This is a genomic window from Allobosea sp. TWI1241, from assembly GCF_039673065.1.
GTDB lineage: Bacteria > Pseudomonadota > Alphaproteobacteria > Rhizobiales > Beijerinckiaceae > Allobosea.
This window is the reverse complement of record NZ_JBDJKW010000009.1, coordinates 93,040-119,439: the sequence shown is the minus strand read 5'-3', so window position 1 is coordinate 119,439 and position 26,400 is coordinate 93,040. Positions and strand designations below refer to the sequence as shown.

Here is a 26,400-nt window from a genome sequence, read left to right as displayed (position 1 = left end):
CATCGGGCCGGACGCGCGGCGATCCGGCCGCCTTCCGAGGAGCCCCGCACCTTGCAACCGTCCCGCGACATCGCCCGCCTCATCGAGATCATGGCGGCCCTGCGCACGCCGGGCACGGGCTGCCCCTGGGATCTCGAGCAGGACTTCACCTCGATCGCACCCTACACGGTCGAGGAGGCCTATGAGGTCGTCGATGCGATCGCCCGCGGCGACATGGTCGATCTCGCCGACGAGCTCGGCGACCTGCTGCTCCAGGTGGTGTTCCATGCCCGCATGGCCGAGGAGCAGGGCGCGTTCGCCTTCCCGGACGTGGTCGAGGCGATCACCGCCAAGCTGATCCGGCGCCATCCGCATGTCTTCGGCGACGCCCGCGGCCTGTCGCCGGCCGAGGTCAAGGCGCTCTGGGGGCAGATCAAGGCGCGGGAGAAGGCGGACAAGGCCGAGGCGCGCCGCCGCGCCGGCCTGCCCGAGCCCGCCGAGGCCCAGGGCGTGCTCGCCGGGGTGCCGCCCGCCCTGCCCGCGCTCACCCGCGCCTGGAAGCTGCAGGCCCGCGCCTCGACGGTCGGCTTCGACTGGCACGACGCCAAGCTGGTGCTGGAGAAGATCCGCGAGGAGACCGCCGAGGTCGACGAGGCCCTCGCCGGCGGCGACAGGGAAGCGGTGGCCGAGGAGATCGGCGATCTGCTCTTCGCCGTGGCCAATCTCGCCCGCCATGTCGATGCCGACCCGGAAGGCTGCCTCGCCGCGGCGAACTCCAAGTTCGAGCGCCGCTTCGCCAGCATCGAGGCCGCGCTCGCCGCCGAGGGCCGCAAGCCGGCCGAGGCCTCGCTCGGCGAGATGGAATCGCTCTGGCAGCGCGCCAAGCGGCTGGATCGCGGAGAGCCGGCTTAGGCGCCGGCCTCGCCCAGATTCGGCACTCTACAGAGCTTTTGCAGCGCAGGACGACGGTCGGATCGTGCGCGTTTGCACGAGACCTGAGCTGCCGACATGACCGACCGCCAAATCCTGACTCAGTGAACCCAGGCCTCTTCGAAAGAGCTGCCCTGCTACGTCAAGAAAACCATGAATCAGGTCGTCAATGGCGCCCGGAATCTCCGCGCCGCGCGAACGGGCAACGGCCAAAAGTCAGAATGACCGGCAGCACGCCTGTCAGAATGCAGCACGGAACAAGCGGAGTTTCCGCAATGAAATCAATGGCGAGCCCGGCAGGATTCGAACCTGCGACCAGCAGCTTAGAAGGCTGCTGCTCTATCCAGCTGAGCTACGGGCCCGTAACTGTCGGCGCCGCCGCGAGGCGGGCTGCGCCGGCCTGCCTCAATGCGTCCACTGGCCGACGCGGTTGAAGCGGAAATTGTCGGAATAGGACAGCGTGCGGCGGCGCGGCTGGTGCGGCTCCTCGACGCGATAGGCGAGGCCGTTGCGCGTCGCATAGGCCACCGCCTCCTCCTGCGTGTCGAACCACAGGCGCAGCTGGCTCTTCATGTCGCGCGAGGAGGTCCAGCCCATCAGCGGTTCCACCTCGCGCGGACGCTCGGGCTCGAACTCGAGCAGCCAGCGGCCGGTCTTGGCCGTGCCGGACTGCATCGCGGTGCGCGCGGGGCTGTAGATGCGTGCCGTCATCACTCTCTCGCCTTTGCAGGCATGGGTCTTCCGAGCTGGTCGGGGCACCAGGATTCGAACCTGGGACCCTCTGCTCCCAAAGCAGATGCGCTACCGGGCTGCGCTATACCCCGCAAGCCCCTAAGTACCTCTGGGTACTTCGGAAACTACCGCACCAAGACGCTCGTCCATCCGCGCGGCGAGCAACGCAATAGCACCGAATGAGACGGATGGGAACATCATGCCGCCTGCAATTTCCCCTCGTGGTTCCGCGGTTGTCCCCGCCTCCCGTACATGGCGATGGCTGGGAGGAATCTTAGATTGAGTACGGCCCCCGGGACCACCTGGCCTCGAACACGTCCCCTTGACGACGCCCAGTCCATCAGCAGGCCTGAACCTAGCCCACCGAGCGTCAAGGCCGGCTATGAGGCCAAGCGGGTGATCATGCGGCGATACAAGAGATAGGCGAGGCTATTGAGGCCCAGTTTCACCGCCGCGACGCATGGCAGGATCGTCCGCCAGTACAGCGCGCGGAGTCGCCGCCTGCCCTCCGGGTCCTCCATCAATGCGTCGGCGATTGCCGGTGCAAGCGCATAGTACTCGGCGACAACCTCTCGTCCGGATGGCTGGCGAAGGAGCCAGCCGTCGCGGAACGCGCGCAGTGTCGTCAGCTCGAAGCCGTCATCCGGCCGACCCATCACCACACAGCAGGCGGTCGTCAGGAAACACCCTTGCGCGCGGCATTTTCCTCGATCGAAATTTGGTCCCCGCGCGTTGAATTCGTCCTGCATGCTGCGAAACATGTCGTCGAAACCAAGCGTGGACACCGACCTGCGGCACAGTGCGATCCGGTCGCCGGACTGTCGGATGACTCCCGATTCGAGATCGATCCGGCGTCCATGTCGCAGGAAATACACGGCCCGATTGATAGGCCCCAACTCTGACACTTCGAAGCGCGCAGTGATCAGGCGGTGGTTACGGTCGAGGTTTCGGATCAACGCATTCCGGGTCGATTGCGGCCCCCACAGTTCGAACTCGCCCTCGAAGCGGACCCAGCGCCCGTCACCATGTGTCATAGTGAAATAGGGACGATCGCCATCCCTGTGCTCCAGGCCGAATTGCAGGCCGCCCCGCTTCTGCTTCTCGATCACCGGCCAGTAATCAACGCGGCTCGGGCTGCGCTGACGCGGCGATGTGATGGCATGCACGGAACGGCCGGTATACGCATCGGGCGATACCCGTAGTTCGGCCTTCGCGAACTCGTTGGCTTTCCGCAGCAGCGTCAGCCGGAGACCCATTTCGGGTCGCGTCGGCGTCACGAGATTGCCCTCCACGTCGCCGTGAGCGACGACCAGGCGGACCAGCATATCCTCCGGCTTCAGCTCCCTTTCCTCGCGGGAAGGCCGCAGGAGCTCAAGGGACGTCTGCCATCCGTCACCATCTCGCGAAACCACACAGCGCTGCGACGCAGCCGCATTTGCCGGCACGAACGGAAGAGTGTAGCCCGACGCCACTGCTATCAGCCCCTCCCGCCTCGTCACATGTGCCATCGCCAGCTCGCCCTCGCCACGCATCCCCACCGCCGTGACGACTGCCATGATCAAATGGATCGCACACGCCCCGTATGGGGGAAGCCGCGTCGACGCCAGCCGAACGCCGCAATCTCCCGAGGCGAGGTATCGTGACGATATGGGCACCGAAACAACGAAAAGCCCCGCCGGCCGGAGCCAGCGGGGCGAGGTCTTCGAGTGACTGGTCGGTCGGGACTACTTCGCGAACCGGCCTTCATACTTGAACTGCGGCGCAGCCTTGAGCTGTTCCTTCGTCGCGTTAACGCGCGCATTCCACTTCTTGTCGGCCTCGTCCCAGGTGATGGCGATCGAATTCGGGCTGACGGCGACATAATGCGTGCCCATGCCAAGGAAGCCGCCGACGGAAAGGATGTAGGACGCCAGGGTGTTGCCGACGACCACGACATCCTCGATCTCGCCGACCTTCTCATCGCCGGCATTCAGGACGTTGAGCCCCTTGAGGCTGCTGCCGAGGGCAGAGGCCTGATTGACCTCGGTGAAGACGGGAGGCTGGGCCAGCGTCGGCGCCGACTGGGCAAAGGCGGCCCCGGCCATCAGCGACAGGGCAAGGGTTGCGGCAGTGATGCGCATGGTAGGCCTCGAGCATTGCTGGTTTCATCCCAGGCTGTTCTGGGCGACCACGTGGTGGCGGTGATCAATGCAGATGCCGCGACATTGTTCCTCGACCGCTCAGAGGCGATGGGCGGAGTCTGAACGCTTCAACGCGTCGGAATGCGCGATACCCGTTCCAGCGGGATCGGCTCACCGCTTGAAGAGCGGGTGCTCCACCCGGTCGCCGGCGCGGATGCCGAGCTTCTCGGAGAGGCCACCATTGATCTCCAGCACCGAGAGCACCGGCTCGCCGGAGGGGATCGTCCGGCGCGAGAGCGGCTCGGTGCGCTCGGCGATGCGGGCGATCGAGCCGTCGGCACGGATGAACAGCATGTCGAGCGGGATGAAGGTGTTCTCCATCCACATCGCCACCGGTTCGCTGCGCTCGAAATCGAACAGCATGCCGCGGTCGGCCGGCAGGAACTGGCGGTGCATCAGCCCGCGCGCCCGCTGCTCCGGCGTGCGCATCACCTCGACCTGGAAATCGTGGCGGGCACCGCCGCTGGCGACGATCGTCAGCGTCTCCAGCCCGGCGGGCTGCGTGGGCTGCTTGGCCTGCATCTGCGCAGGCGCGAGCCCGGCCAGAACACAGGCGATCATCGTGGCCCAGAATCCCCGCATCAGCCCCGAAGCACGCATCGGCCTGCCCTCCATCCTCGTCTCGCAAGGCTCGTGCGGCGCGGTTCGGGCGCGGCGACGGCCTCCCGTCAAAGGCACGATCGCGCGCGCCTACGTCAAGCGCATGCCGCGGCGCATCACAGGCCTTCCTTTCGCCGCGCGGGTGAGTCAGGGTCCGCCGCTTTCGCGCGCCCTGCGCCGGGACGATCGGCGGCCGCCACGGCGAAACCGCCTCTCGCGCCGACAAGGGCCGGGTGGCGCCCTGGCATCACCAGCACAGGGCGCCGTGCCTTGTCTCAGGAGATTCTTATGTCACGTCCGGCCGGCCATCCCCTGCTTGGAATTCGCCTGCTGCCCGCAGCGGGCCTCGTCCTCTTCAGCCTCGCCGGCCCGGCGGCGGCCGCAGATCTCCAGCTCGACAATGTCCGGCTCGACTTCGGCAAGTTCAGCCTCAGCTTCCCGCGCCTCGACGTGAAGGGCACCTCGCTCGACCGTGCCGGCTTCCTCGCTCTGGTCCAGGGCGGCAGCGGCGAAAGCGCCGTCGCCCGCCTCGGCAAGCTCGACGCCAGCGAGATCACCGCCCCGGCGCTGGTGATGGTGCAGGATTTCGGCACGCAGAAGCAGACCACGACCTATCGCGACATCCGCTTCAGCGACATCAAGGCCGGCCGCGTCGCGCGCGGCGAATCGACGGGTGGCAGCATCAAGGTCGAGGGCGGGCCCAACCCGATGACCGGCGAGATCAAGCGCACCAGCTTCGACACGCTCGACCTCACCCAGATCGCCCGCGTCTTCGGCGAGAAGGCCGCGCCCGGCACCGAGGCGCCGATGGCGGTGCTGCTCGGCCGCTTCGAGCAGGAGGGCTATGCGCTCGATCTCGGCGAGTCCGGCAAGATCACCGGCGGCCGCAACACCATCCGCGACTTCAAGGGGCGCCCGACCGCCGTGCCGCTCAGCGAGGCGATGACCGACATCGTCGTCCTCGGCGAGCAGGCCGACAAGGCGGCGAAGGACCTCAACAGCAAGGAAGAGCCGGAGGTCACCCGCGAGCGGGACCGCAAGCTCGCCACCGCGCTGTTCGGCCTGCTGCAGGCCTTCGACTACGGCAGCGGCGAGATGCGCGATCTCGTCATGGACATGAAGGCCCCGCCGAAGCCCGGCGCCAAGCCCGAGGCCGTGTCGTTCTCCTTCGCCCGCATCGCCTTCGGCGAGGAGACGCCCGACAAGTCCGGTCTCGTCCTCGAGGGCATGCGCTTTGCCGCCGGCGGCGCCAAGGGCTCGATCGACTCGATCGGCTATTCCGGTTTCTCCTTCGGCAACGTGCTGAACGACATCACGGCCTCGCTCTCGCAGCCCGATTTCTCGTGGAGCACGGCGGATTATCGCCGCTTCATTCCGAAGCTCGGCAAGGTGCGTCTCTCCGGTATCTCGATGACCGTCCCGCAGGACGGAAAGCGCGGCCGCCCGGCCGGCGAGCCGATGCAGATCGGGCTCGGCACCTTCGAGATCAAGGCCGGCGAGCAGCTCAACGGCATCCCGACCAGCCTCGGCCTGACCATCGACCGCCTCACCGTGCCGGTCGTCGAGAGCCCGACCAACCCGGCCGCGCGCGACCTGCTCGCCATGGGCTACAAGGTCCTCGACCTCTCGGCCGGGCTCGACCTCGGCTGGCAGGAGGCGACCAAGGAGCTGGCGATCCGCACGCTCTCGATCGGCGGCGCCGGCATGGGCAGCATCAGCGCCACCGGCACGCTCGGCAATATCGGCAAGGAGGTCTTCTCCGGCGATCTCGCCCTCGCCCAGGTCGCCCTGCTCGGCGCCAGCGCCAAGTCGCTCGACATCAAGGTCGAGAACACCGGCCTCGCCGACAAGCTGATCGCCAACGAGGCGCGCAAGACCGGAAGCAAGCCCGAGGAGGTCCGCGCCCAGTACGGCGCCATCGCCAGCCTCGGCCTGGCCTCAATCCTCGGCCCGTCGGACGGCGCCAAGGCGCTCGCCAATGCCGTCGCCCGCTTCGTCGCCAAGCCCGGCACGCTCTCGGTCAAGGCGACCGCCAAGGCGCCGACGGGCCTCGGCCTCGCCGACGTGATCACCGTGGACGAGCCGAGCCAGATCTTCGATAAGGTGGACATCTCCGCCGACGCGAAGTGAGTGAGCCTCGTTGCCAGCCGATCCTTCGATCGCACCGGACGCCGCCTGGCGTCCGGACGCCCTCCAGCGCTGGTGGGCCGGTCTCCCGACCGGCCCTCGCCGTTTTCTGAGCCGCTGGGTCAATCCGCATAACCAGACCAGGCTGCATCTCGCCAGGCTGATCGCCCGGCGCCCCGGCCAGATCGCGGTCGGCGCCTATACCTATGGGCGGCCCAAGGTCCGCTTCCCGGAGAGCGGCGCGCGGCTCGCCATCGGCCGCTACGGCTCGATCGCCGACCAGGTCGAGATCCTGCTCGGCGGCAACCACCGCACCGAATGGATCACCACCTATCCCTTCCCCGCTCTCCCCGGCCTGTTTCCGCAGGCGAAGGGCATGACCGGCCACGACGCCACGCGCGGCGACGTGACGATCGGCCATGACGTCTGGCTCGGCTCGCAGGCGATGATCCTGTCCGGCGTCAGCATCGGCCACGGCGCCGTGGTGGCGGCACGGGCCGTGGTCACGCGCGACGTGCCGCCCTATGCCATCGTCGCGGGCAATCCCGCCCGGCTGGTGCGCCTGCGCCTGCCGGAGGCGCAGATCGAGCGGCTGTTGGAAACGCGCTGGTGGGATCTGCCGCCGGAGCGGATCGCGCCGCTGCTGCCCCTGCTGATGTCGGACCGCGTCGACGCCTTCGTCGCCGCGCTCAGCGACGGCCCATCAGCCGGCGCTTGAGGCCGAGCGCCGGCTTCTCGACCCAGTACCAGGAGGCCGCCGCGACCAGGACGGTCACGACGAGCGACGGCAGGAACAGCGTCAGCGCCGCCGCGGTCGGGAACAGGGCGACGAAGCTCTGCTGGATCGGCCAGCCATAGAGATAGACGCCATAGGAGAGATCGGCCGGCGGCTCGCTGCGCCAGCCGGTCAGCACCGCCGCCATGGCCAGCACCAGCACGCCCCAGGCGGTCACGACATAGAGCGCCGCCTTGTAGGCTGGCGTCGCCGACAGCAGCGCCGTCAGCACCATCGCGACGGCGAGGCCCGCCAGCGAGAGCGGCACCCGCTCGCGCCAGAGATAGATCAGCCCGCCCGTATAGAAGATCAGCGGCAGGCGAAGCATTGTCTCGACCGATTTCGGCCCTTCGGCGTCGACGACCTCGCGGGCGATGGTCGCGACCACCAGCAGCGCCCAGACCAGCAGCGCCAGGCGCCGGTTCAGCAGCAGGCCGGCGAGCCCCAGCGCCAGCACGCCGCCATAGCAGATCGTCTCGTATTTCAGCGTCCACACCGTCCCCATCGGGAACTGCAGCGGATTGTCCTGGAACACGCCGGGCAGCGGCGCAGAGCTCTTGAAGGTGGTCAGCGTGCGCCAGATGAAGCGCCATAGCTCGGTATCGGCGAGGTAGGCGCCGAGATCCATGCGGGTGAAGGCGCTGCCGAGCAGCAGCGAGACCACCAGCGTCGCCGCGATCAGGCCGGGCGCGATGCGCAACGCACGCGCCACGACATAGTCGCGCCAGCCGCGCTGGGCGAAGCTCATCGTCACCAGGAAGCCCGAGATGCCGAAGAAGCCGTTCACCGCATGTTCGCCGAGCGAGAAGCCGGTCGAGGCGACCAGCGGCTCGTCCGTGACATGGCCGGTCGTGACGCTGACCGCATGCGAGACCACCACCGCGAGCGCCAGCAGCAGGCGCAGCAGGCCGAAATGATTGTGCGGTGCCGCCAGCCCGTCGGCGACGTTGGCGCTCCGGAACAGGTCCGTCACGATGCCTCGCCCCCCTGCTCCGGCGCCGTGTCCAGGCCCTGCCGCGCCAGCGCGCTCTGGCCCCGGCGCGCCGCGAGCGCGCCGGCGGCCGAGCCCGCATGCGCCATCATCTTGTCGCGCTTGGCGATCAGCCCATAGCCCGCCGCCTTGAGCAGGTTGGTGGCAATCGGCCCTAACCCCGGCAGCGGCAGGCCGTAGGCGCGCCGCACATGGTATTCCGACCAGGCCAGATGCCAGCGCGCGGTGAAGCGGCGCTGCGGCGACGGCGCGGTCGAGCGGCCGCGCCCGTGGCGGGCGCTCGCCGCATCGACATGGACGAGGGCGTGGTCGGCATCGCGCAGCCGGCGGCAGAGATCGTCGTCCTCGTAGAACAGGAAGATCGCCGGATCGAAGCCGCCGAGGCCGAGGAAGACCTCGCGACGCAGCAGCAGGCAGGCGCCGGAGAGGAATGGCAGGCAGGCATCGCCCTCGGGCAGGACCATGCGGCCAGGCAGGTTGAGATGCGGCGGCGAGAGCAGCGAGCGCGGCTGCAGGAAGACGCGGCCCGAGGGCTCGATGATGCGCGGCGCCAGCGCGGCCGCGTCGGGATAGGCCTCGGCCGCCGCCAGCAGCGCCGCGACCGCGCCCGGCGCGATCTCGAGATCGGGATTGACGATGAGCACGAAGGGCGTCGTCGCCGCGCGCACGCCGCGGTTGTTGCCGCGGCCATAGCCTTCGTTGCGGGCGTTACGCAGCACCGTCGCCCCGGCCCGCTCGGCGATCTCGGCCGAGCCGTCGCCGCTGGCATTGTCGACGACGATGGCGGGAACGCCCTCCGCCGCCAGCGCGGCGAGGCAGGCGGGCAGCACGGCCGCACTGTCGAAGGAGACGACGATCGCGGTGATCTCGGCGGCGCGGGACATCATGCTGCGCATGTGCGCGGGATGGGCCGGGCAGGCAAGCGGAAATCAGCGCCGGGCCGGCCGGAGCGCCAGCTGGAGCGTCTCGCGCTCGCCGCTCTCGCAGCGCTTGGGCGCGTTGTAGGACTTCACCGCGTAGGCGGCGTTGGCCAGGACGAAGCGGCGGCGCTCCGCCTGGGGCAGGCCGGCGATCACGCCGGCGCGGTCGACCCTGAGGCCGCAATCATAGGCGCGCGAGACCTGCGCCGCCCGGAACTCGACCGTGCCCGGCGCCGGCCCGGCCACGGAGGTGCAGCCGGCGAGCAGGCAGGCGGGCAGGCACGCCGTGACGAAGCGCGGGCGCGGCATGGCTCGTCAGAGCGCTCCGAATTCGCCTGCGCGCACCGCGATCATGCGCTGGCGCAAGGTCGCGCGCTCCTCCGCCGTGCAGCCCTGCGGCTTGACCGACTGGTTGATCGTCTCGGCTTCCGAGACCGCGACATAGGCGGAGCGGGCGCGGGCGATCTGCTCGGGCGTGGCGCCGTGCTCGCGCTCGGCCTGGAGGAAACGCTCCAGCGTGTTGGCGCGCGGGCGCCCGGCATTGCAGGCGCCGGCGCGGGAGACGACCTCGGCGAGCGCGGTCGCCCGCGTCGCGCTCGGATTGCCCGAGGTGGCGACGCAGGCCGACAGCGCCGGTGCGAGCAGCAGAGCGGGCGCCAGGCGGCGCAGGACGAACCGGCCGGTCATCGGGATCAGCCGTTCTTCTCGGGCAGGTTGACCCGCAGATGCGCCTCGCGCAGCTGCTTCGGGGTCGCCGGAGCCGGCGCGCCCATCAGCAAGTCGACCGCCTGCTGGTTCATCGGGAACAGCGCGACCTCGCGCAGGTTCGTCGCGCCCGCCAGCAGCATGATGATGCGGTCGATGCCGGCCGCCATGCCGCCATGCGGCGGGGCGCCGTACTGGAAGGCGCGGTACATGCCGCCGAAGCGCTCGACCACCGTCTCCTCGCCATAGCCGGCGATCTCGAAGGCCTTCACCATCGCTTCCGGCCTGTGGTTGCGGATGCCGCCGGAGGCCAGCTCGTAGCCGTTGCAGGCGATGTCGTACTGGAACGCCTTGAGCGAGAGCGGATCCTCCTCGGTCAGCGCCTTCAGCCCGCCCTGCGGCATGGAGAAGGGGTTGTGCGAGAAATCGATCTTCTTCTCGTCCTCGTTGTACTCGAACATCGGGAAGTCGACGATCCAGGCGAAGGCGAAGGCGTTCTCGTCGATCAGGCCGAGATCGGCGCCGACCTTGTTCCGCGCCGCGCCGGCGAACTTGTAGAACTTGTCAGGGTCGCCCGCGACGAAGAAGCAGGCGTCGCCGCCCTGGAGGCCGAGCTGCGTCACGATCGCCGCGACGCGCTCCGGGCCGATGTTGTTGGCGATCGGCCCCTGGCCCTCGCCGTCTTCCTTGACCATCAGGTAACCGAGGCCGGGCTGGCCCTCGCCCTGCGCCCAGGAGTTCATCCGGTCGCAGAAGGCTCTGCTGCCGCCCTTCGGCCCGGGGATCGCCCAGACGCGGTTCTTCTCGCCCTCGAGGATGCGCGCGAAGATCTTGAAGCCCGAGCCACGGAAATGCTCGGAGACGTCCTGCATCTCGATCGGGTTGCGCAGGTCCGGCTTGTCGGAGCCGTATTTGCGGATCGACTCGGCATAGGGGATGCGCGGCCAGTTCTTGGTGACGCTCTTGCCGCCGCCGAACTCCTCGAACACCCCGGCGATCACCGGCTCCATGGTGCGGAAGACATCGTCCTGCTCGACGAAGCTCATCTCGACGTCGAGCTGGTAGAACTCGCCCGGCAGGCGGTCGGCGCGCGGATCCTCGTCGCGGAAGCAGGGCGCGATCTGGAAGTAGCGGTCGAAGCCCGCCATCATCAGCAGCTGCTTGTACTGCTGTGGCGCCTGCGGCAGCGCGTAGAAATGGCCCGGATGCAGGCGGCTCGGCACCAGGAAGTCGCGCGCGCCCTCGGGGCTCGACGCGGTCAGGATCGGCGTCTGGAACTCCGAGAAGCCCGACGACTTCATGCGCTGGCGCAGCGAGTCGATCACCTTGGTGCGCAGCATGATGTTGCTGTGCAGCTTCTCGCGGCGCAGGTCGAGGAAGCGGTACTTCAGGCGGGTGTCCTCAGGGTATTCGAGATCGCCGAACACCGGCAGCGGCAGTTCGGCCGCCGGGCCGAGCACTTCAAGGCCGGTGGCGAAGACCTCGATCGCGCCAGTGGCGAGGTTCGGGTTCTCGGTGCCCTCGAGACGCGCCTTGACCTTGCCGTCGATGCGGATGACCCACTCCGAGCGGACCTTCTCGGCATCGGCGAAGGCCGGCGAATCCGGATCCACCACCACCTGCGTCAGGCCGTAATGGTCGCGCAGATCGATGAACAGCACGCCGCCGTGGTCGCGGATGCGGTGGCACCAGCCGGAGAGACGCACGGTCGCGCCGATGTCGCTGTCACGAAGCGCGGCGCAGGTGTGGGAGCGGTAGCGATGCAAGGTCACGGGATCAGACTTTCCGGGCATGCGTGCGGGCCGCGTTCGGGCGCGCAAAGAATTTGGGCGGTTAAGCACACGCGCGCAGCGGCATTGTCAAGAACGCCCGCGACATGCCCCGGATCGATCTGCTAAGAGCGCGACGTCATGAAGCTGATCGCCACCACACAGGAGCTGGCCGAGGCCTGCTCCCGCCTCGCCGCGCACCCGTTCGTCACGGTCGATACCGAGTTCCTGCGCGAGACCACCTATTATCCGAAGCTGTGCCTGATCCAGCTCGCCTCGCCCGACGAGGCCGTGATGGTCGACCCGCTGGCGGACGACATCGACCTCGCGCCCTTCATGGCGCTGATGGCCGACACCGCGGTGGTCAAGGTCTTCCACGCCGCCCGGCAGGATCTCGAGATCGTCTGGATGCTCGGCCGCATCCTGCCGACGCCGCTGTTCGACACGCAGGTCGCCGCCATGGTCTGCGGCTATGGCGACTCCGTCGGCTACGAGCAGCTGGTCAACGATCTCGCCAAGGCGCGGGTCGACAAGTCCTCGCGCTTCACCGACTGGTCGCGCCGGCCGCTCAGCGAGGCGCAGCTCGCCTATGCCGAATCGGACGTGACGCATCTGCGCGACGTCTACCTCGCCCTCAAGGCCGATCTGGAGCAGACCGGCCGCGCCGGCTGGGTCGACGAGGAGATGGCGGTGCTGAATTCGCCGGCGACCTACGAGGTCAAGCCGGAGAACGCCTGGCAGCGCCTCAAGGGCCGCATCCGCAAGCCGAAGGAACTGCCCGCGCTGATGGAGCTGGCGGCCTGGCGCGAGCGCGAGGCCCAGCATCGCGACGTGCCGCGCCAGCGCGTGCTCAAGGACGACGCGCTGATGGATATCGTGCAGCGCGCCCCGCGCTCGGTCGAGGCACTGGGCGAACTGCGCTCCGTGCCGAACGGCTTCGAGCGCTCGCGCGCCGGCGGCGAGGTGCTGGCCGCGATCGAGCGCGCCCAGGAACTGGATCCGCGCACCCTGCCCCGCATCGAGCGCGAGCGCGGACGGCCGGGCAATGGCGCCGTGCTCGACCTGCTCAAGGTCCTGCTCAAGGCCACCGCCGACGCCGAGCGCGTCGCGCCCAAGATCATCGCCTCCACCGACGATCTCGAGGCGATCGCCCATGACGACGCGGCGGATGTCCCGGCCCTGCATGGCTGGCGCCGCGAGCTGTTCGGCGAGAAGGCGCTGGCGCTGAAGAACGGTGCCCTGGCGCTGCGCATCGTGAAGGGCCGCGTCACCGTCGGGTGACGCGAGCACCCGGTCCCGAGGCCCTCGCGAGGCTGGCGAACGGTCGCCGGCCTGCCGGCTTTCCCCCGCCCCCGATCCGGAAATTTGCCCCAGACCCGCCTGCCGGCCGCGCCGCTTTGCGTTTGATTAACCCTAACGGGGTCTAATCGCATCATCGCAAGCGTGACAGTCGGTATCGCGTAATGACCTCTCACCTTCACGGGGCTCCGGCCCAGCCCGCCTCCGGCGTCCTTCACCGCAACCGGTTCGCCATCCGCCGCTCGACGGCGCTGCTGGGCCTGTCGCTGCTGACCCTGACGACCGCCTGGAGCGGGGCGACGACCTGGTACATCCTGAACAAGGACGAGCTGGCCGCCCGGCTGATCAAACGGGAAACCTCGCGGCAATACGCCTATGAGGACCGCATTGCAGCGCTGCGCGCCGATATCGACCGCCTCGCCAGCCGCGCCCTGCTCGACCAGGACGGCGTCGAGGCGCGCGTCGACGAGATCGCGACCCGCCAGGCCGAACTCGAATCGCGCCAGGCGCTGGTCACGGCCGTCACCGAGACGCTGCGCAGCGCCGGCCTCTCCGCCGTGCCGAAGACCCCGCCGCCACGCCCGCTCGCCCTGCGCGAGCCGGTGCAGGCTTCGAGCGTGTCGAGCTTCGCCAAGACGGCGCCGCAGCGCGCCGCCGGCAAGCCCGTCCCGGCGCCCGACGCGCTGCCGCTGCGCGGCGCAGCCGACCGCAGCGAGGACGGCTGGACCAATGGCGAGCTGACCGAGCCGACGCCGCCGGCCAAGCGCGTGGCGCTGACGCTGGAGGAACTCGACAAGTCGATCGAGGAGACCGGCGAGACCCAGCTCGCCGCGCTGCGCCGGATCGATAGCAGCCTCGTCGAGAGCTACAAGGCGATGCGCAGCGCGCTCGCCGAAACCGGGCTGAACGCCGACCGCCTTGCCGCCAACGTGCCGGTGCCGAAGGATGTCGGCGGCCCGCTGGTGCCGGTCTCGCTCGATCCGGGCGCCGGGCCGTTCGAGGCGACGCTGCACAGCATCCAGCCGCGCCTCTCGCAGGTTCTGCGCATGCGCGAACTGGTCGGCCAGCTGCCGCTGAAGAGCCCGATGCGCGGCGATGTCGATATGAGTTCGAATTTCGGCTACCGGGTCGATCCCTTCACCCGCGGTCCGGCGATGCATACCGGCATCGACTTCCGCGGCGCACCGGGCACGCCGATCCACGCTACCGCCCCCGGCAAGGTCGTCACCGCCGAATACTCCGGCGGCTACGGCAACATGGTCGAGGTCGAGCACGCCGGCGGCATCACCACGCGCTACGCCCACATGTCGGCGATCGTGGTCAAGGAAGGGCAGACGGTGGAAGCCGGCACCATGGTCGGCCGCGTCGGCTCGACCGGCCGCTCGACCGGCCCGCATCTCCACTACGAAACCCGGATTGACGGCGACGCGATCGACCCGACGCGCTTTCTGCGCGCCGGCAACCGGCTTACCGGCCGCATCTGAGATCGCAGACGAGGACGTCCGGCTCAAGGGGCTGCCGCGACCTGACTTGGGCCGCCGATAATTACTTGGCCAGTTCAGCCGCGATGGCCGCCGCCGCCACTTCGTGGCCATAGCGGTTCCAATGGGCATCGGCGTCGAACTCGAAGCGCTTGCGATGCTGCGCCCAGTCGGCGGCGAAGACCGGATGGAGATCGAGGAAGGGCAGCCCGTGGCGCTTTGCCGCCTCGGCGACGATGGCATTGAGCCTGAGCGCCGGGCTCGTGGTCTTGCCGGCATAGATCGCAGCCCTGTCGCCATCCATCACGAACTGGAGCCGCGCGCCGATCGCCTCCGCACGTGCCTTCAGCCGGGCGAAGAGATAGTCGGTCACCACCCTGATCTCGGGCTCCAGCGCCAGCACGCTGCCGACATCGATATTGGCGGCGTAGCCGCCCTCGCCCTCCGCGGCCTGGGCCGGCCCGAGGAAGGCGTTGACCAGCACCTGCGGCCTCACCTGCCAGCGATAGAGCAGGAAGCGGGCGGTCGCGGTGCGGCGCAGGAATTCGAGCGGCCCGGCGCGCCAGGGCTCGGGGCGGACCTCGCCGGCGACGCGGCCGTTCTCGACCCGCAGCTTCAGGAAGCTCGAGGTGTAGCGACCGGGCTTGAAGACGAAGCTCTCGTCGAAGTCGTTGTGGACCAGCATCACCACGATGCGGTCGGGCCGGCGCTGCTCGACCTCGCGCTCGACCATCTGGAGATACTGGCTGAGCGGCGCGCCGGCCACGCCGAAGCGGTAGACCTCGACCGGGGCGGAAGCGGTGGAGAGCGCGGCAGCGGTGCGCTCGGCGAAGCTCTCGCCGACCGGGACCTGCAGCGCCTCGACGAAGCTGTCGCCGACGAAGGCGATGCGCCCGACGCCCGGCTTGCGGGCGACGGGATAGTCCGGCAGCGGCGAGTTCCAGCCCTCGGCATTGATCGAGAACGGCGCGTCGATCTCGTCGCGCACGCGCCAGGAGCCGGTCTGGCCGGGCGCGTAGCGCACCACCTCGTTGACGAAGGCGTTGCGCGGCACGTCGCTGGCCGGCAGCACGAAGCGGAAGACCACCAGCTCGCAGAACAGCGCGAAGACGAGCACCGCGCCGGCCGACACCGCGAGATTCACGAGAATCTCGCGGGCGCGGGACCGGCGGGGGGCGGTCAATCGATGTCCTCGACCTCGACCGTCGTGCCGTAGACGCGCTGCGCGAGCGACGCCTCCATGAACGGGTCGATCTCGCCGTCCAGCACGTCGGAGGGGGCCGTCGAGGTGACGCCGGTGCGCAGGTCCTTCACCAGCTGATAGGGCTGCAGCACATAGGAGCGGATCTGGTGGCCCCAGCCGATATCGGTCTTGGAGGCCTGCTCGGCGTTGGCCTTGTCCTCGCGCTTCTTCAGCTCGACTTCGTAGAGGCGCGCGCGCAGCATCTCCCAGGCCTTGGCCCGGTTCTTGTGCTGCGAGCGCTCCTGCTGGCAGGCCACCGCGATCCCGGTCGGGATATGGGTGATGCGCACCGCGGAGTCGGTGGTGTTGACGTGCTGGCCGCCTGCGCCCGACGAGCGATAGGTGTCGATCCGGCAGTCAGATTCCTTGACGTCGACCTGGATACGGTCGTCGACGACGGGATACACCCAGACCGAGGCGAAGGAGGTCTGCCGGCGGGCGTTGGAATCGAAGGGCGAGATGCGCACCAGCCGGTGCACGCCCGATTCGGTCTTCAGCCAGCCATAAGCGTTGTGCCCCTTGAACTGCAGCGTTGCCGACTTGATGCCGGCCTGCTCGCCTTCCTGGTAGTCCAGAGTCTCGACCTTGAACTTTCGCCGCTCGCCCCAGCGCCGATACATGCGCAGCAGCATCTCGGCCCAGTCCTGGCTTTCGGTTCCGCCGGCGCCGGGATGGATCTCGATATAGGTGTCGAGCATGTCGGCTTCGCCCGAGAGGAGCGATTCGACCTGCAGGCGCGACGCCTCGGCCTCGACCGTTTTGATGGCGGCCTCGCCCTCGCCGATCGTGGCGGCGTCGTCTTCCATCTCACCGAGCTCGATCAGCGTCAGCGCGTCTTCGAGATCGCGCTCGAGGCGGGTGATACCCTCGATCTGCGTCTCGAGCGCGGTGCGCTCACGCATCAGCTTCTGCGCGTTCTCGGCGTCGTTCCAGAAATCCGGGCCTTCGGAGAGCGCGTTGAGCTCGGCTAGGCGGCGTTGTGCGACATCCCAGTCAAAGATGCCTCCTCAGCAGTCCGATCGACTGCTTGGCGTTATCGAGCTGCGTCTGGACTTCAGGGCGCATGATCGCTGGCCGGCTCCGGTCACGGGGTTTGAAAAGGTCGCCACGACATAGGCAGCTTCGGCGCGCCTGTAAATGGAAGGCGGCCGGCGAATGGAGCCCGACGCCTCCCGGCGCTTGTTGCAAACGCTTCTTGAAGTCACTAAAATATTGATATCGCTTGACTTTCTCCCGAGACTGCCTAGACAGCGGCGCATCGGGGAGTAGCCACCGTCCTCCCGACGGGACCGCGTCAACAGACTCGCGCTTATCGCGCGTGGCGTGGTCAGCCGCAGAACGCGGCCAGGCGAGACCGGCATCGCGCTCGCCCGGAACCGGGCATGGCGCGGCCCGTCGCCAGCCTGGGGTTTGCACGTCTCATGTCTCCGTTCTCGATCACCGTGCTCGCGGTGAGCATGTCCGTCGACGCTTTCGCCGTCTCCGTCGGCCGTGGCGCTGCGCTAGGCCGGCCACGCCTCGCCGAAGCGCTGCGCACCGGCGCGGTCTTCGGCACGGTCGAGGCGATCACGCCGCTGATCGGCTGGGCGGCTGGCCTGGCGGCCAGCAGCCTGATCGAGGCGGTCGACCACTGGGTCGCCTTCATCCTGCTCTCTGGCGTCGGTGTCCACATGCTGCGGGCCGCCAGCCGGACGCCCGAACCGGAGGCGGAGAAGCCGCCCGGCCGCTCCTTCGGCCTGCTGCTGGCGACGGCGATCGGCACCAGCATCGATGCGATGGCGGTCGGCGTCTCGCTGGCGCTGCTCGACGTCGACATCGTCGTGGTCGCGCTGGCGATCGGGCTCGCGACCTTCCTGATGTCCTCCGGCGGCATGCTTGTCGGCCGTCTCGTCGGCGCGCGCCTCGGCCGGATCGCCGAAGCCTGCGCAGGGCTGGCGCTGATCGGGCTCGGCCTGTCGATTCTCCACGCCCATCTCGGCGCTTGAGGGCGGCGCTCCCGCTCCCCGCGCGCGACGCAGCGTCCCACCCGGCGCGATGCCCCCTGCCCGCCCGCGCTTGTCGCGGCCGATGAGCGGCAGGCTATCGTAGCGTCAAACCGGGAGGACGAATCGTGACGCAGATGAAGAGCTACCGCCTGATGCGCTATGGTGCGCCGCTGGAATGCCGCGAGGTCGGCACGCCGGAACCGTCCGGCAGCGAGGTGGTGCTGGCGGTACAGGCCGCGGGGATCTGCCATACCGACATCCATGTCTGCGAGGGCGGCTACGATCTCGGCGGCGGCAAGTTCCTCAAGATGAGCGACCGGGGCGCGAAACTGCCGCACACGCCCGGCCACGAGACGGTCGGGACACTGGTCGCGGCAGGCCCGGAGGCCGAGGGCGTCGCACCCGGCCGCTCCTATCTCGTCTATCCCTGGATCGGCTGCGGCAAGTGCGCCAATTGCGCCGCCGCGCGCGAGCATGTCTGCACAGGCGCCAACCGCTTCCTCGGCGTCTTCGCCGATGGCGGCTACAGCTCGCATCTCGTGGTGCCGCATCCGCGCTATCTGCTGGACATCGGCGATCTCGCGCCGGCCGAGGCGGCGCCGCTGGCCTGCGCCGGGCTGACCGCCTTCTCCGCCGTGCGCAAGCTCGGCAAGCTGATCGAGACCGCGCCGATCCTGGTGATCGGCGGCGGCGGGCTCGGGCTGATGTGCCTGAGCATGCTGGGCGCGCTGGGCGCGAAGGGCGCGGTCGTCGCCGATCTCGACCCGGCCAAGCGGGAGGCGGCGATCGCAGCCGGCGCGATCGGCGCGGTCGACCCACGCGACGCCGACGCGGTGGCGCAGATCGCGGCGCTGTGCGGCGGCGCGCCGTCGGCGGTGATCGACTTCGTCGGCGCGCGCGATTCCGTGCAGCTCGCGATCAACGCCGTGGCCAAGGGCGGCACCTGCGTCGTCATCGGCCTGGTCGGCGGCGACATCCCGCTGTCGATCCCGCTGCTGCCGCTGCGCTCGCTGACGCTGATGGGTTCCTTCGTCGGCAGCCTCGCCGAACTGCACGAGCTGCTCGCCCTGGCGCGCGCCGGCAAGCTGGCGCGCATCCCGATCACCAGCCGGCCCATGCAGGAGGCGAACGCGTTGCTCGACGCGCTGCGCGAGGGCCGCGTGATCGGCCGCGGCGTCCTGCTGCCCGCGGCCTGAGCCACCCCGCATCGCGGCAGGCCGAAACGAAAACGCCGCCCGGCAAGGGCGGCGTTTTGCATTGGGGTGGGCGGTCGCTGCCGGCGGCGCGAAATACCGGTTTCAGTAGAGTCCGCCGGTGCCGGAGCCGACCGAGCGGCCACCGCCCCCGGGCGCCCCGCCGAAGCCGCCGGTGCCGTCGGACGCGCCGATCACCGAATAGCTGTCCGGCGGCGCCGTGCCCGGCTTGAAGGCTTCGAGGATGCCGCCCTCGCCGCCGGCGCGCATGCCGGTGCGGGGATCGACGCGGATCAGCTTGATGCCCGCCGGGACGCGGAACGGCGTCGCCGGCTTGTCCTTCAGCGCGGCCTGCATGAAGTCGCGGAAGATCGGCGCGGCGTACTGGCCCGCGGTCGCCGAGTTGCCGAGCGACTTCGGCCGGTCGAAGCCCATATAGACACCGACGGCGAGGTCCGGCGAGAAGCCGACGAACCAGACGTCCTTGGCGTCGTTGGTGGTGCCGGTCTTGCCGGCGAGCGGCTTGCCGACCGACTTCACGACCGTCGCGGTGCCGGCCTGCACGACGCCCTCGAGCATCGAGACCATCTGGTAAGCGGTCAGCGGGTCGAGCACCTGGTCGCGGTTGTCGACGAGGCGCGGCTCGCGCTGGTTCGACCACTTGTCGGCGTTGCAGCCCTCGCAGACGCGCTGGTCGTGACGGTAGATCGTCGAGCCGGTGCGGTCCTGAATGCGGTCGATCAGCGTCGGGCGGATGCGCCGGCCGCCATTGGCCAGCATGGCGTAGGCCGCCGTCATGCGCATGACCGTGGTCTCGCCGGCGCCGAGCGACATCGAGAGCACCGGCAGCATGTCGTCATAGATACCGAAGCGGCGGGCATATTCCGCGATCAGCGGCATGCCGACATCCTTGGCGAGGCGCACCGTCATCAGGTTCTTCGAGAACTGGATGCCGTAGCGCAGGGTGCGCGGGCCGGTGAACTTGCCGTCGTAGTTGCTCGGCGTCCACATGCCGAGGCCGCCGCCCTGGTCGACCTCGATCGGCCCGTCGAGCACGATGCTGGACGGGGTGTAGCCGTTGTCGAGCGCGGTGGCGTAGACGAAGGGCTTGAACGACGAGCCGGGCTGGCGCAGCGCCTGCGTCGCGCGGTTGAACTCGGACTGGTCGTGCGAGAAGCCGCCGACCATGGCGAGCACGCGGCCCGAGAACGGGTCCATCACGGTGATGGCGCCGTTCACCTCGGGCAGCTGGCGCAGGCGGACCTGGCCGGGCTTGCCGTCGATCGGCTCGACATAGACGACGTCGCCCGGCGAGACGACCTGCGCAATGCGGCCGCGGCGGGTCCAGCGGATGCCTTCGGCGCCGAGGATCGCGGTCTCGCGCTCCTGGCGCAGATGGCCGGAATTCTCGCGGCCCGGATGCAGGCCGACGCGGGCGCCCTCGCCCGTCATCTCCAGCACGACGGCCTGGCGCCAGGGACGGACGTCGCCCAGCACCGGCAGCTCGCCGATCACCGGGCCCCAGTCGCCGCGGCCGATCTCGAGCTTCTGCACGGCGCCGCGCCAGCCGCGGGCCTCGTCATAGCGCACGAGACCGTCGACCAGCGCCTTGCGGGCCATGAGCTGCATCTTGGGATCGACGGTGGCGCGCACCGAGAGACCGCCCTCGAGCAGCTTCTTCTCGCCATAGCGATCCTGCAGCTCGCGGCGGATCTCCTCGGCGAAGTAGCCGGCGGCGATCTGGTTCGGCGAGACAGTGCGCGGATTGACGCCGAGCGGCGCCTTCTTCGCGGCCTCGGCCGCCTCGCGGGTGGCGTAGCCGTTCTCGACCATGCGGTCGAGCACGTAGTTGCGGCGCTCGATGGCGCGCTCGCGGTTGCGGTAGGGATGCAGGTCGGTCGGCGCCTTCGGCAGGGCGGCGATATAGGCGGCCTCCTGCAGGTTCAACTCGTGCACCGACTTGCCGAAATAGTTCAGCGCCGCGGCGGCGACGCCGTAGCTGCCCTGCCCCGGAGCCGGCGCGCCGAGATAGATTTCGTTCAGGTAGAGCTCGAGGATCTTGTCCTTGGAGTAGGTCGACTCGATGCGCAGCGCGATCAGCGCCTCGCGGATCTTGCGCTCCATGCTCTGCTCGGAGCCGACCAGGAAGTTCTTCGCGACCTGCTGGGTAATGGTCGAGGCGCCCTGCGGGCGGCGGCCCGAACCGCGATTGCGGAAGTTCGAGATCGCCGCGCGGGCGAGACCTTCCGGATCGACGCCGAAATGCTTGTAGAAATTCTTGTCCTCGGCCGAGAGGAAGGCATCGACCACCAGCTTCGGCACCGCCTGGATCGGCAGATAGAGCCGGCGCTCGCGCGCGAACTCGGCGATCAGGCTGCCGTCGCCGGCATGGACGCGGCTCATCACCGGCGGTTCGTAATTCCGCAGCTGCGCGGAGTCCGGCAGGTCCTTGGAGTAGTGCCAGATGAGGCCGGCGGCTCCCGCCACGCCGATCACGAAGAGAATCGTGCCGGCCGCGAACGCCCATCCGAAAAGGCGCAGAATGAACCGCATCGAGAAACCTGACCTCAGTCTGCCGGCCGTCGCGCGCGAATCGCCCTGCGCGCCCTGCCCTGCGTAACGCTCTTTAAACGCTGTCTATAACATGGCGCTGATGGCGGAACCGTGGCCTCTGGACAACAGCCGCCATCTTCGCCAGCCCTCACCGCCCATCGCTGGCCGCCGACTTGCCGCCGGCCTGAGCCGGGGCGCGCGTCGTCTCGAAATGCTGGTCGATGGCGGCGTTGACCGCCGCCGCCGCCTTGGCGCGCCAGGCTTCCGAATTCAGCAGCTCGGCATCCTTCGGGCTCGACATGTAGCCGAGCTCGATCAGCACCGAAGGCACGTCGGGCGCCGTCAGCACGCGAAAACCGGCCGAGCGGACCGGCACCTTGTGCATGCGGACCGAGGCCCCGAGATTTTCGACGAGATTGCGCGCGAAGATCGAGGAGAAGCGCCGGGTCTCGCGCTTGGCGAGATCCATCAGGATGCCGGCGACGTCGTGCAGATCCTCGCTGTCGTCGAGCCCGGCCACGGCGTCGGCCTGGTTCTCCTTGGCCGCGAGCCTGGCCGACTCGGCGTCGGTCGCGCGTTCGGAGCCGGTGTAGATCGTGGCGCCGCGCACATCCTGCGCCCGCGCCAGCGAATCGGCATGGATCGAGATGAAGAGATTGGCCTCGGCGGCGCGGGCAATGCGGACCCGCTCGCCCAGCGGCACGAAGCTGTCGTCGTCGCGGGTCATGATCACGCGATAGCGTCCGCTCGCCTCGAGCAGGTCGCGCAGCTTCTGCCCGAAGGCGAGCACCACGCTCTTCTCGGCGATGGAGGCGACGACCGCGCCGGGATCGATGCCGCCATGACCGGGGTCGATCACCACGATCTTGCGGGAATCGCCGGCGGCGCGCGGGGCGACCTCGACCTGCGGCAGCCGGGCGGAGGCGGCGGCGCTGCGGGCCTCGGCGGCGAAATCGCTGCGGCTGACCCGCTTCAGCTCGATGACGAGTTCGCCGAAGCCGCCGCGCACCGTGCGGGTGGCGATGTCGGAGACCGTCGCCGGCTGGCTCAGGCTGATGATCACCCGCGCCCGGTCGGCCATGAACAGGCCGTAGCGGAAGCCGGAGACGAAACCCGCCCCCTTCTGGCCGACTTTCGGATCGAGCTGGAAGTTGACCGAGGGCAGGTCGATGATCGCGCGGTCCGGCCCCGCCATGACGAAGGCGTTGGCCGTGACCGGCTGCGACAGGGTCAGCGTCAGGCGCACCGTCTCGCCCTGCGCCTCGATGCGCGCCTCGCTGGCCACCGGCAGCGGGCGGGCGCCCGAGGCGGACGGGTTGGCCAGGGCCATACCGGCCATGGCGCAGACGAGCAGCGCGGCGAGCCAGGCGAGGAGGCGCGACGCCGTTGCGGCTGGATGGCGAGAGCGACGCGGCAGGAGAGATCTCCGCAATTTCGGGCGCGGCGGTCGGTGATGGTTAACCAATGATGCCGCAATTCGTTGACAGGCCGTTACCATGGCTTGCCGCAGTTCGGGAACCGGCCCGGCGCGATCACGCGATGTTGCTTGCAAAACACTGCAACCTATCTGTAATGGAGTCGGTCGCGTTGCGAAGCCGACGCCGCAGGCCGGACGGGTCGCCAACGATCCTGCCGGGCCCGGCGAAACGGCGACCGATCCCGCCTCCTTCCTGGCGTGGAGCGGCGCAGATTGCGACCGGCAACAGAATCGTCCGCGGACAGACCCGCGTCAGGCAGCAGATCGATGCCGGGTCGGACTTTCGCGAGCGTGTGAACGCGGAATGCCTCGCCACCCGGCCGGCAGGCCGCAGGTCAAAGGTCAGATGTCGGGGCACACGACGCCGCTTCTCATTCCGGTGTTTCGTCGAGACCGCTCAAGCGGTGACGGGCCCTGCGCCCGCGCCGTCATGCACCCCCGTGCCCTGCCCCCGACCCGTTACTTCCCCCTGCAACATGCCGGCCATCGCCGGCCGACGCGCGATGCTCTCGCCCTCGCACGCGGTTTGATTACCGCGTGCCGACAGGCTGCCTGGGCCGTCGCGCAGATGGACTGTTCCAATGCCCAACAAGATGCTTATCGACGCCACCCACCCGGAAGAGACCCGGGTCGTGGTGGTCCGCGGCCCGCGCATCGAGGAATTTGATTTCGAATCCGCCAGCAGGAAGCCCCTGCGCGGCAACATCTATCTGGCCAAGGTGACGCGGGTCGAACCCTCGCTCCAGGCCGCCTTCGTCGAATATGGCGGCAACCGCCACGGCTTCCTCGCCTTCTCCGAAATCCACCCCGACTATTACCAGATCCCGATGGCGGACCGGCAGGCCCTGCTCGCCGAAGAGGAGCGCGCCGAGCGCGAGGAGGAGCGTGACGAGGAGCGCCGCGAGCGTCGCGGCCGCCGCAACCGTCGCGACCGCGCCAAGCGCACGAACGATTCCGGCGAGACCGTCAGCGCCGAGGTCGCCTCGGGCGAGGCGCAGGAAGGCGAGGCGCTGCGCGTCGAGACCGACGGCAAGGAAGCCGCCATGGTCAACGAGGGCGCGCCGGCCTTCGGCGAGGTCTTCGCCCCGGCGGTGACCGAGACCGATGGCGAGACCACGGCCGAGAACGCCGCGCCGCTGACCTTCGAGACCGTCGCCGACGAGACCGCCGAGGCCCCCGCCGCCCATGAGGACGGCGAAGCCGCCGAGGCCCGCCAGCCCGCGCAGGACGACGAGGACGGCGAGGACGGCGACGAGCACGCCGACGGCGAGGAGAACGGCGAGGAAGAGCCCGAGCAGCTCGGCGGCGGCGACGCCCTCGACGACATGCCGGAGCGCCCGCGCAACCTGCGCCGCCAGTACAAGATCCAGGAGGTGATCAAGCGCCGCCAGATCATCCTGGTCCAGGTCGTCAAGGAGGAGCGCGGCAACAAGGGCGCCGCCCTGACCACCTATCTCTCGCTGGCCGGCCGCTATTCGGTGCTGATGCCCAACACCGGCAAGGGCGGCGGCATCTCGCGCAAGATCACCAATGCCGAGGATCGCAAGCGCCTGAAGGAGATCGCCCAGGAGCTCGAGGTTCCGGAGGGCATGGGGATCATCCTGCGCACGGCCGGCGCCTCGCGCACCAAGCCGGAGATCCGGCGCGACTACGAATACCTGATGCGGATGTGGGAGAGCGTGCGCGAGCTGACGCTCGGCTCGGTGGCGCCCGCGCTGGTCTATGAGGAGGGCAACCTCGTCAAACGCTCGATCCGCGACCTCTACAACAAGGACATCGACGAGGTTCACGTCGCCGGCGAGGAGGCCTATCGCGAGGCCAAGGACTTCATGCGCATGCTCATGCCGAGCCATGCCAAGAGCGTGAAGCCCTATCGCGAGCAGACCCCGCTCTTCGCCCGCTTCGGCGTGGAGAGCCAGCTCGACGCGATGTTCTCCAGCACGGTGACGCTGAAGTCCGGCGGCTATCTGGTGATCAACCAGACCGAGGCGCTGGTCGCGATCGACATCAACTCGGGCCGCTCGACCCGCGAGCACAATATCGAGGACACCGCGCTCAAGACCAATCTCGAGGCGGCCGAGGAGATCTCGCGGCAGCTGCGCCTGCGCGACCTCGCCGGCCTGATCGTGATCGACTTCATCGACATGGAGGAGAACCGGAACAACCGGGCGGTCGAGAAGAAGCTCAAGGAGTGCCTGAAGAACGACCGGGCGCGCATCCAGGTCGGCCGCATCTCGGCCTTCGGCCTGCTGGAGATGTCGCGCCAGCGCATCCGCACCGGCGTTCTGGAAAGCTCCTCGGTGCCGTGCCCGCATTGCGCCGGCGCCGGCCTGGTGCGCTCGACGCCGTCGGTCGCGCTGCAGATCCTGCGCGCGCTCGAGGAAGCGCTGATCAAGAGCGCCTCGCACAATCTCGAGGTCCGGACCCGTCCCGAGGTCGCGCTCTACGTGCTCAACCAGAAGCGTGCCCATCTGCGCGACCTGGAGGAGCGCTTCAACATCGCGATCACCATCTCGGCCGACACGGCCCTGCTCGGCACTCGCTATTTCGAGGTCGAGCGCGGCGAGTTCGTCGGCAACGAGAACCGCATCGCCACACCGAGCGCGATGCGCGCCGAGACCATCGTCGAGGAGGTCGAGGAGGAGGACATCGTCGAGATCGACGGCGAGACCGAAGCCGAGGCCGACGCCACGGCTGAGGCCGCTCCGGCCGCCGAGGGCGAGGAGCAGCAGGAGGCCCGTGGCGACGGCAGCAAGCGCCGCCGCCGGCGCCGCCGCCGCCGGCGTGGTGGCGAGCGCGACGACGACCAGGCGCAGAACGGCGCTTCCGGCGAGAGCGATTCGGATGACGGCGAGGCCGGCGACGAGGACGAGGCCGTGAGCGCCGAGCCTGCCGAGGCTGGCGCCGACGCGTCCGCCCCGGCCGAGGCCGAGGCAGCGTCCGCGACCGAGGCGGCGCCCGCCCCTGTGGCCGAGGAGGCCGCACCGGCGAGCGAGGAGAAGCCGAAGCGGGCCCGCCGCAGCCGCGCAAAGAAGGCCGATGCCGAGACCGTCGCGGGCGAGCCGGCCGCCGAGGCGGAAGCTCCGGCCGAAGCCGCCCCGGCCGAGAAGCCGAAGCGCAGCCGCACCCGCAAGAAGGCCGCTCCGGCCGCCGAGGCCGAGGCCGAGCAGGCTCCGGTCGAGGCCAAGGCCAAGGCCAAGCCCAAGGCGGAGACCGCCCCGGCACCCGTCGCCGAAGAGCCCGCCGCAGCCCCGGCCGAGCAGCCCGCCCCGGTGGCGGAGGAGCCCGAGCCGGCGCACCCGGTGGTTCAGGAGGAGCCGGTCGCCGTCGTGCTGACGACACCCGACCCGGACCGCCCGAAGCGCGGTGGCTGGTGGAACCGCCTCGCCGGCCGCAAGTAACGGCCCGAGCAAACCGATAGGACGAGGCCCGCCGCGCGCTGCGCGGCGGGCCTTTTCTTA

General features: G+C 69.3%; 21 protein-coding genes, 2 tRNA genes and 1 riboswitch. Of the genes, 8 read left to right on the top strand and 15 right to left on the bottom strand.

The annotated features are described in order from the left end of the window. The first annotated feature begins 51 nt into the window (after positions 1-51). On the top strand, positions 52-891 hold the full coding sequence (gene mazG, locus ABE438_RS13335) for a nucleoside triphosphate pyrophosphohydrolase (protein ID WP_346503114.1): 840 nt from the start codon (positions 52-54) through the stop codon (positions 889-891). 303 nt (positions 892-1,194) lie between these two features. On the opposite strand, the gene ABE438_RS13330 is transcribed toward mazG, so the two are convergent. The 6 genes from ABE438_RS13330 to ABE438_RS13305 all read right to left on the bottom strand — a co-directional run bounded on the left by ABE438_RS13330 (position 1,195) and on the right by ABE438_RS13305 (position 4,403). After that, positions 1,195-1,271, bottom strand: a tRNA-Arg gene (locus ABE438_RS13330). Between the two features lie 43 nt (positions 1,272-1,314). After that, positions 1,315-1,620: an ETC complex I subunit gene (locus tag ABE438_RS13325; protein ID WP_346503113.1), complete on the bottom strand. Its 306-nt coding sequence runs from the start codon at positions 1,618-1,620 to the stop codon at positions 1,315-1,317. Between the two features lie 36 nt (positions 1,621-1,656). After that, positions 1,657-1,733, bottom strand: a tRNA-Pro gene (locus ABE438_RS13320). 288 nt (positions 1,734-2,021) lie between these two features. After that, positions 2,022-3,197 carry a CFI-box-CTERM domain-containing protein gene (locus ABE438_RS13315; RefSeq protein ID WP_346503112.1) on the bottom strand — a complete coding sequence of 392 codons (1,176 nt, stop codon included), beginning with the start codon at positions 3,195-3,197 and terminating at the stop codon, positions 2,022-2,024. Positions 3,198-3,365: 168 nt separating this feature from the next. Continuing rightward, positions 3,366-3,761 carry a PRC-barrel domain-containing protein gene (locus ABE438_RS13310; protein WP_346503111.1) on the bottom strand — a complete coding sequence of 132 codons (396 nt, stop codon included), beginning with the start codon at positions 3,759-3,761 and terminating at the stop codon, positions 3,366-3,368. Positions 3,762-3,932: 171 nt separating this feature from the next. Then, complete coding sequence (locus tag ABE438_RS13305) at positions 3,933-4,403, bottom strand: DUF192 domain-containing protein (protein ID WP_465248616.1); 471 nt, start codon at positions 4,401-4,403, stop codon at positions 3,933-3,935. 306 nt (positions 4,404-4,709) lie between these two features. Here ABE438_RS13305 and ABE438_RS13300 point away from each other — a divergent pair, with 306 nt between their 5' ends. Continuing rightward, positions 4,710-6,551: a hypothetical protein gene (locus ABE438_RS13300; RefSeq protein WP_346503110.1), complete on the top strand. Its 1,842-nt coding sequence runs from the start codon at positions 4,710-4,712 to the stop codon at positions 6,549-6,551. Positions 6,552-6,657: 106 nt separating this feature from the next. Continuing rightward, a complete protein-coding gene (locus ABE438_RS13295) occupies positions 6,658-7,266 on the top strand; it encodes a CatB-related O-acetyltransferase (RefSeq protein ID WP_346503195.1) in 609 nt (202 codons plus the stop codon). On the opposite strand, the gene ABE438_RS13290 is transcribed toward ABE438_RS13295, so the two are convergent. Genes ABE438_RS13290 through aspS form a run of 5 tightly spaced genes read right to left on the bottom strand, consistent with a single transcriptional unit; the run spans position 7,238 to position 11,705 of the window. Next, on the bottom strand, positions 7,238-8,296 hold the full coding sequence (locus ABE438_RS13290; protein ID WP_465248612.1) for an acyltransferase family protein: 1,059 nt from the start codon (positions 8,294-8,296) through the stop codon (positions 7,238-7,240). The two genes, ABE438_RS13295 and ABE438_RS13290, sit on opposite strands and share 29 nt — an antisense overlap. Then, positions 8,293-9,201: a glycosyltransferase gene (locus tag ABE438_RS13285; protein WP_346503109.1), complete on the bottom strand. Its 909-nt coding sequence runs from the start codon at positions 9,199-9,201 to the stop codon at positions 8,293-8,295. Before ABE438_RS13285 ends, ABE438_RS13290 begins: the two co-directional genes overlap by 4 nt. 42 nt (positions 9,202-9,243) lie before the next feature. After that, positions 9,244-9,543: a hypothetical protein gene (locus ABE438_RS13280; RefSeq protein ID WP_346503108.1), complete on the bottom strand. Its 300-nt coding sequence runs from the start codon at positions 9,541-9,543 to the stop codon at positions 9,244-9,246. A 6-nt stretch (positions 9,544-9,549) separates the two neighbouring features. Next, entirely contained in the window at positions 9,550-9,921 is a 372-nt protein-coding gene (locus tag ABE438_RS13275) for a hypothetical protein (protein ID WP_346503107.1), read from the bottom strand. 5 nt (positions 9,922-9,926) lie between these two features. Beyond that, complete coding sequence (gene aspS / locus ABE438_RS13270) at positions 9,927-11,705, bottom strand: aspartate--tRNA ligase (RefSeq protein WP_346503193.1); 1,779 nt, start codon at positions 11,703-11,705, stop codon at positions 9,927-9,929. Positions 11,706-11,849: 144 nt separating this feature from the next. Here aspS and rnd point away from each other — a divergent pair, with 144 nt between their 5' ends. Together rnd and ABE438_RS13260 are read left to right on the top strand one after the other, a co-directional pair. After that, positions 11,850-12,989 (top strand): ribonuclease D, encoded by a 1,140-nt coding sequence (gene rnd, locus ABE438_RS13265; RefSeq protein WP_346503106.1) that lies wholly within the window; start codon positions 11,850-11,852, stop codon positions 12,987-12,989. 182 nt (positions 12,990-13,171) lie between these two features. Beyond that, entirely contained in the window at positions 13,172-14,491 is a 1,320-nt protein-coding gene (locus ABE438_RS13260) for a M23 family metallopeptidase (protein WP_346503105.1), read from the top strand. Positions 14,492-14,552: 61 nt separating this feature from the next. Here ABE438_RS13260 and ABE438_RS13255 read toward each other — a convergent pair whose 3' ends face one another. Both ABE438_RS13255 and prfB read right to left on the bottom strand, forming a co-directional pair. Further along, the gene (locus ABE438_RS13255; RefSeq protein WP_346503104.1) at positions 14,553-15,632 is read right to left on the bottom strand and encodes an SGNH/GDSL hydrolase family protein; all 1,080 of its coding nucleotides are present in this window, start codon (positions 15,630-15,632) and stop codon (positions 14,553-14,555) included. Between the two features lie 35 nt (positions 15,633-15,667). Further along, positions 15,668-16,796 (bottom strand): peptide chain release factor 2 gene (prfB, locus tag ABE438_RS13250; protein WP_346503103.1). Its coding sequence is split into 2 segments (ribosomal slippage): positions 15,668-16,726 and positions 16,728-16,796, totalling 1,128 coding nucleotides; the frame shifts between segments, so codons are not numbered across the junction. Between the two features lie 183 nt (positions 16,797-16,979). Beyond that, positions 16,980-17,077, top strand: a riboswitch (yybP-ykoY riboswitch). Between the two features lie 75 nt (positions 17,078-17,152). Between prfB and ABE438_RS13245 the strand changes: the two genes are divergently transcribed. Then, on the top strand, positions 17,153-17,716 hold the full coding sequence (locus ABE438_RS13245) for a manganese efflux pump MntP (protein WP_346503192.1): 564 nt from the start codon (positions 17,153-17,155) through the stop codon (positions 17,714-17,716). A gap of 134 nt (positions 17,717-17,850) precedes the next feature. After that, the gene (locus ABE438_RS13240; protein WP_346503191.1) at positions 17,851-18,912 is read left to right on the top strand and encodes a zinc-binding dehydrogenase; all 1,062 of its coding nucleotides are present in this window, start codon (positions 17,851-17,853) and stop codon (positions 18,910-18,912) included. A 102-nt stretch (positions 18,913-19,014) separates the two neighbouring features. Here the strand turns inward: ABE438_RS13240 and ABE438_RS13235 are convergent, their stop codons facing one another. Both ABE438_RS13235 and ABE438_RS13230 read right to left on the bottom strand, forming a co-directional pair. Beyond that, positions 19,015-21,462: a penicillin-binding protein 1A gene (locus ABE438_RS13235; RefSeq protein WP_346503102.1), complete on the bottom strand. Its 2,448-nt coding sequence runs from the start codon at positions 21,460-21,462 to the stop codon at positions 19,015-19,017. A 148-nt stretch (positions 21,463-21,610) separates the two neighbouring features. After that, on the bottom strand, positions 21,611-22,801 hold the full coding sequence (locus tag ABE438_RS13230; RefSeq protein WP_346503101.1) for an N-acetylmuramoyl-L-alanine amidase: 1,191 nt from the start codon (positions 22,799-22,801) through the stop codon (positions 21,611-21,613). A 719-nt stretch (positions 22,802-23,520) separates the two neighbouring features. Here ABE438_RS13230 and ABE438_RS13225 point away from each other — a divergent pair. Continuing rightward, entirely contained in the window at positions 23,521-26,340 is a 2,820-nt protein-coding gene (locus tag ABE438_RS13225; RefSeq protein WP_346503100.1) for an Rne/Rng family ribonuclease, read from the top strand. Positions 26,341-26,400: the final 60 nt, after the last annotated feature.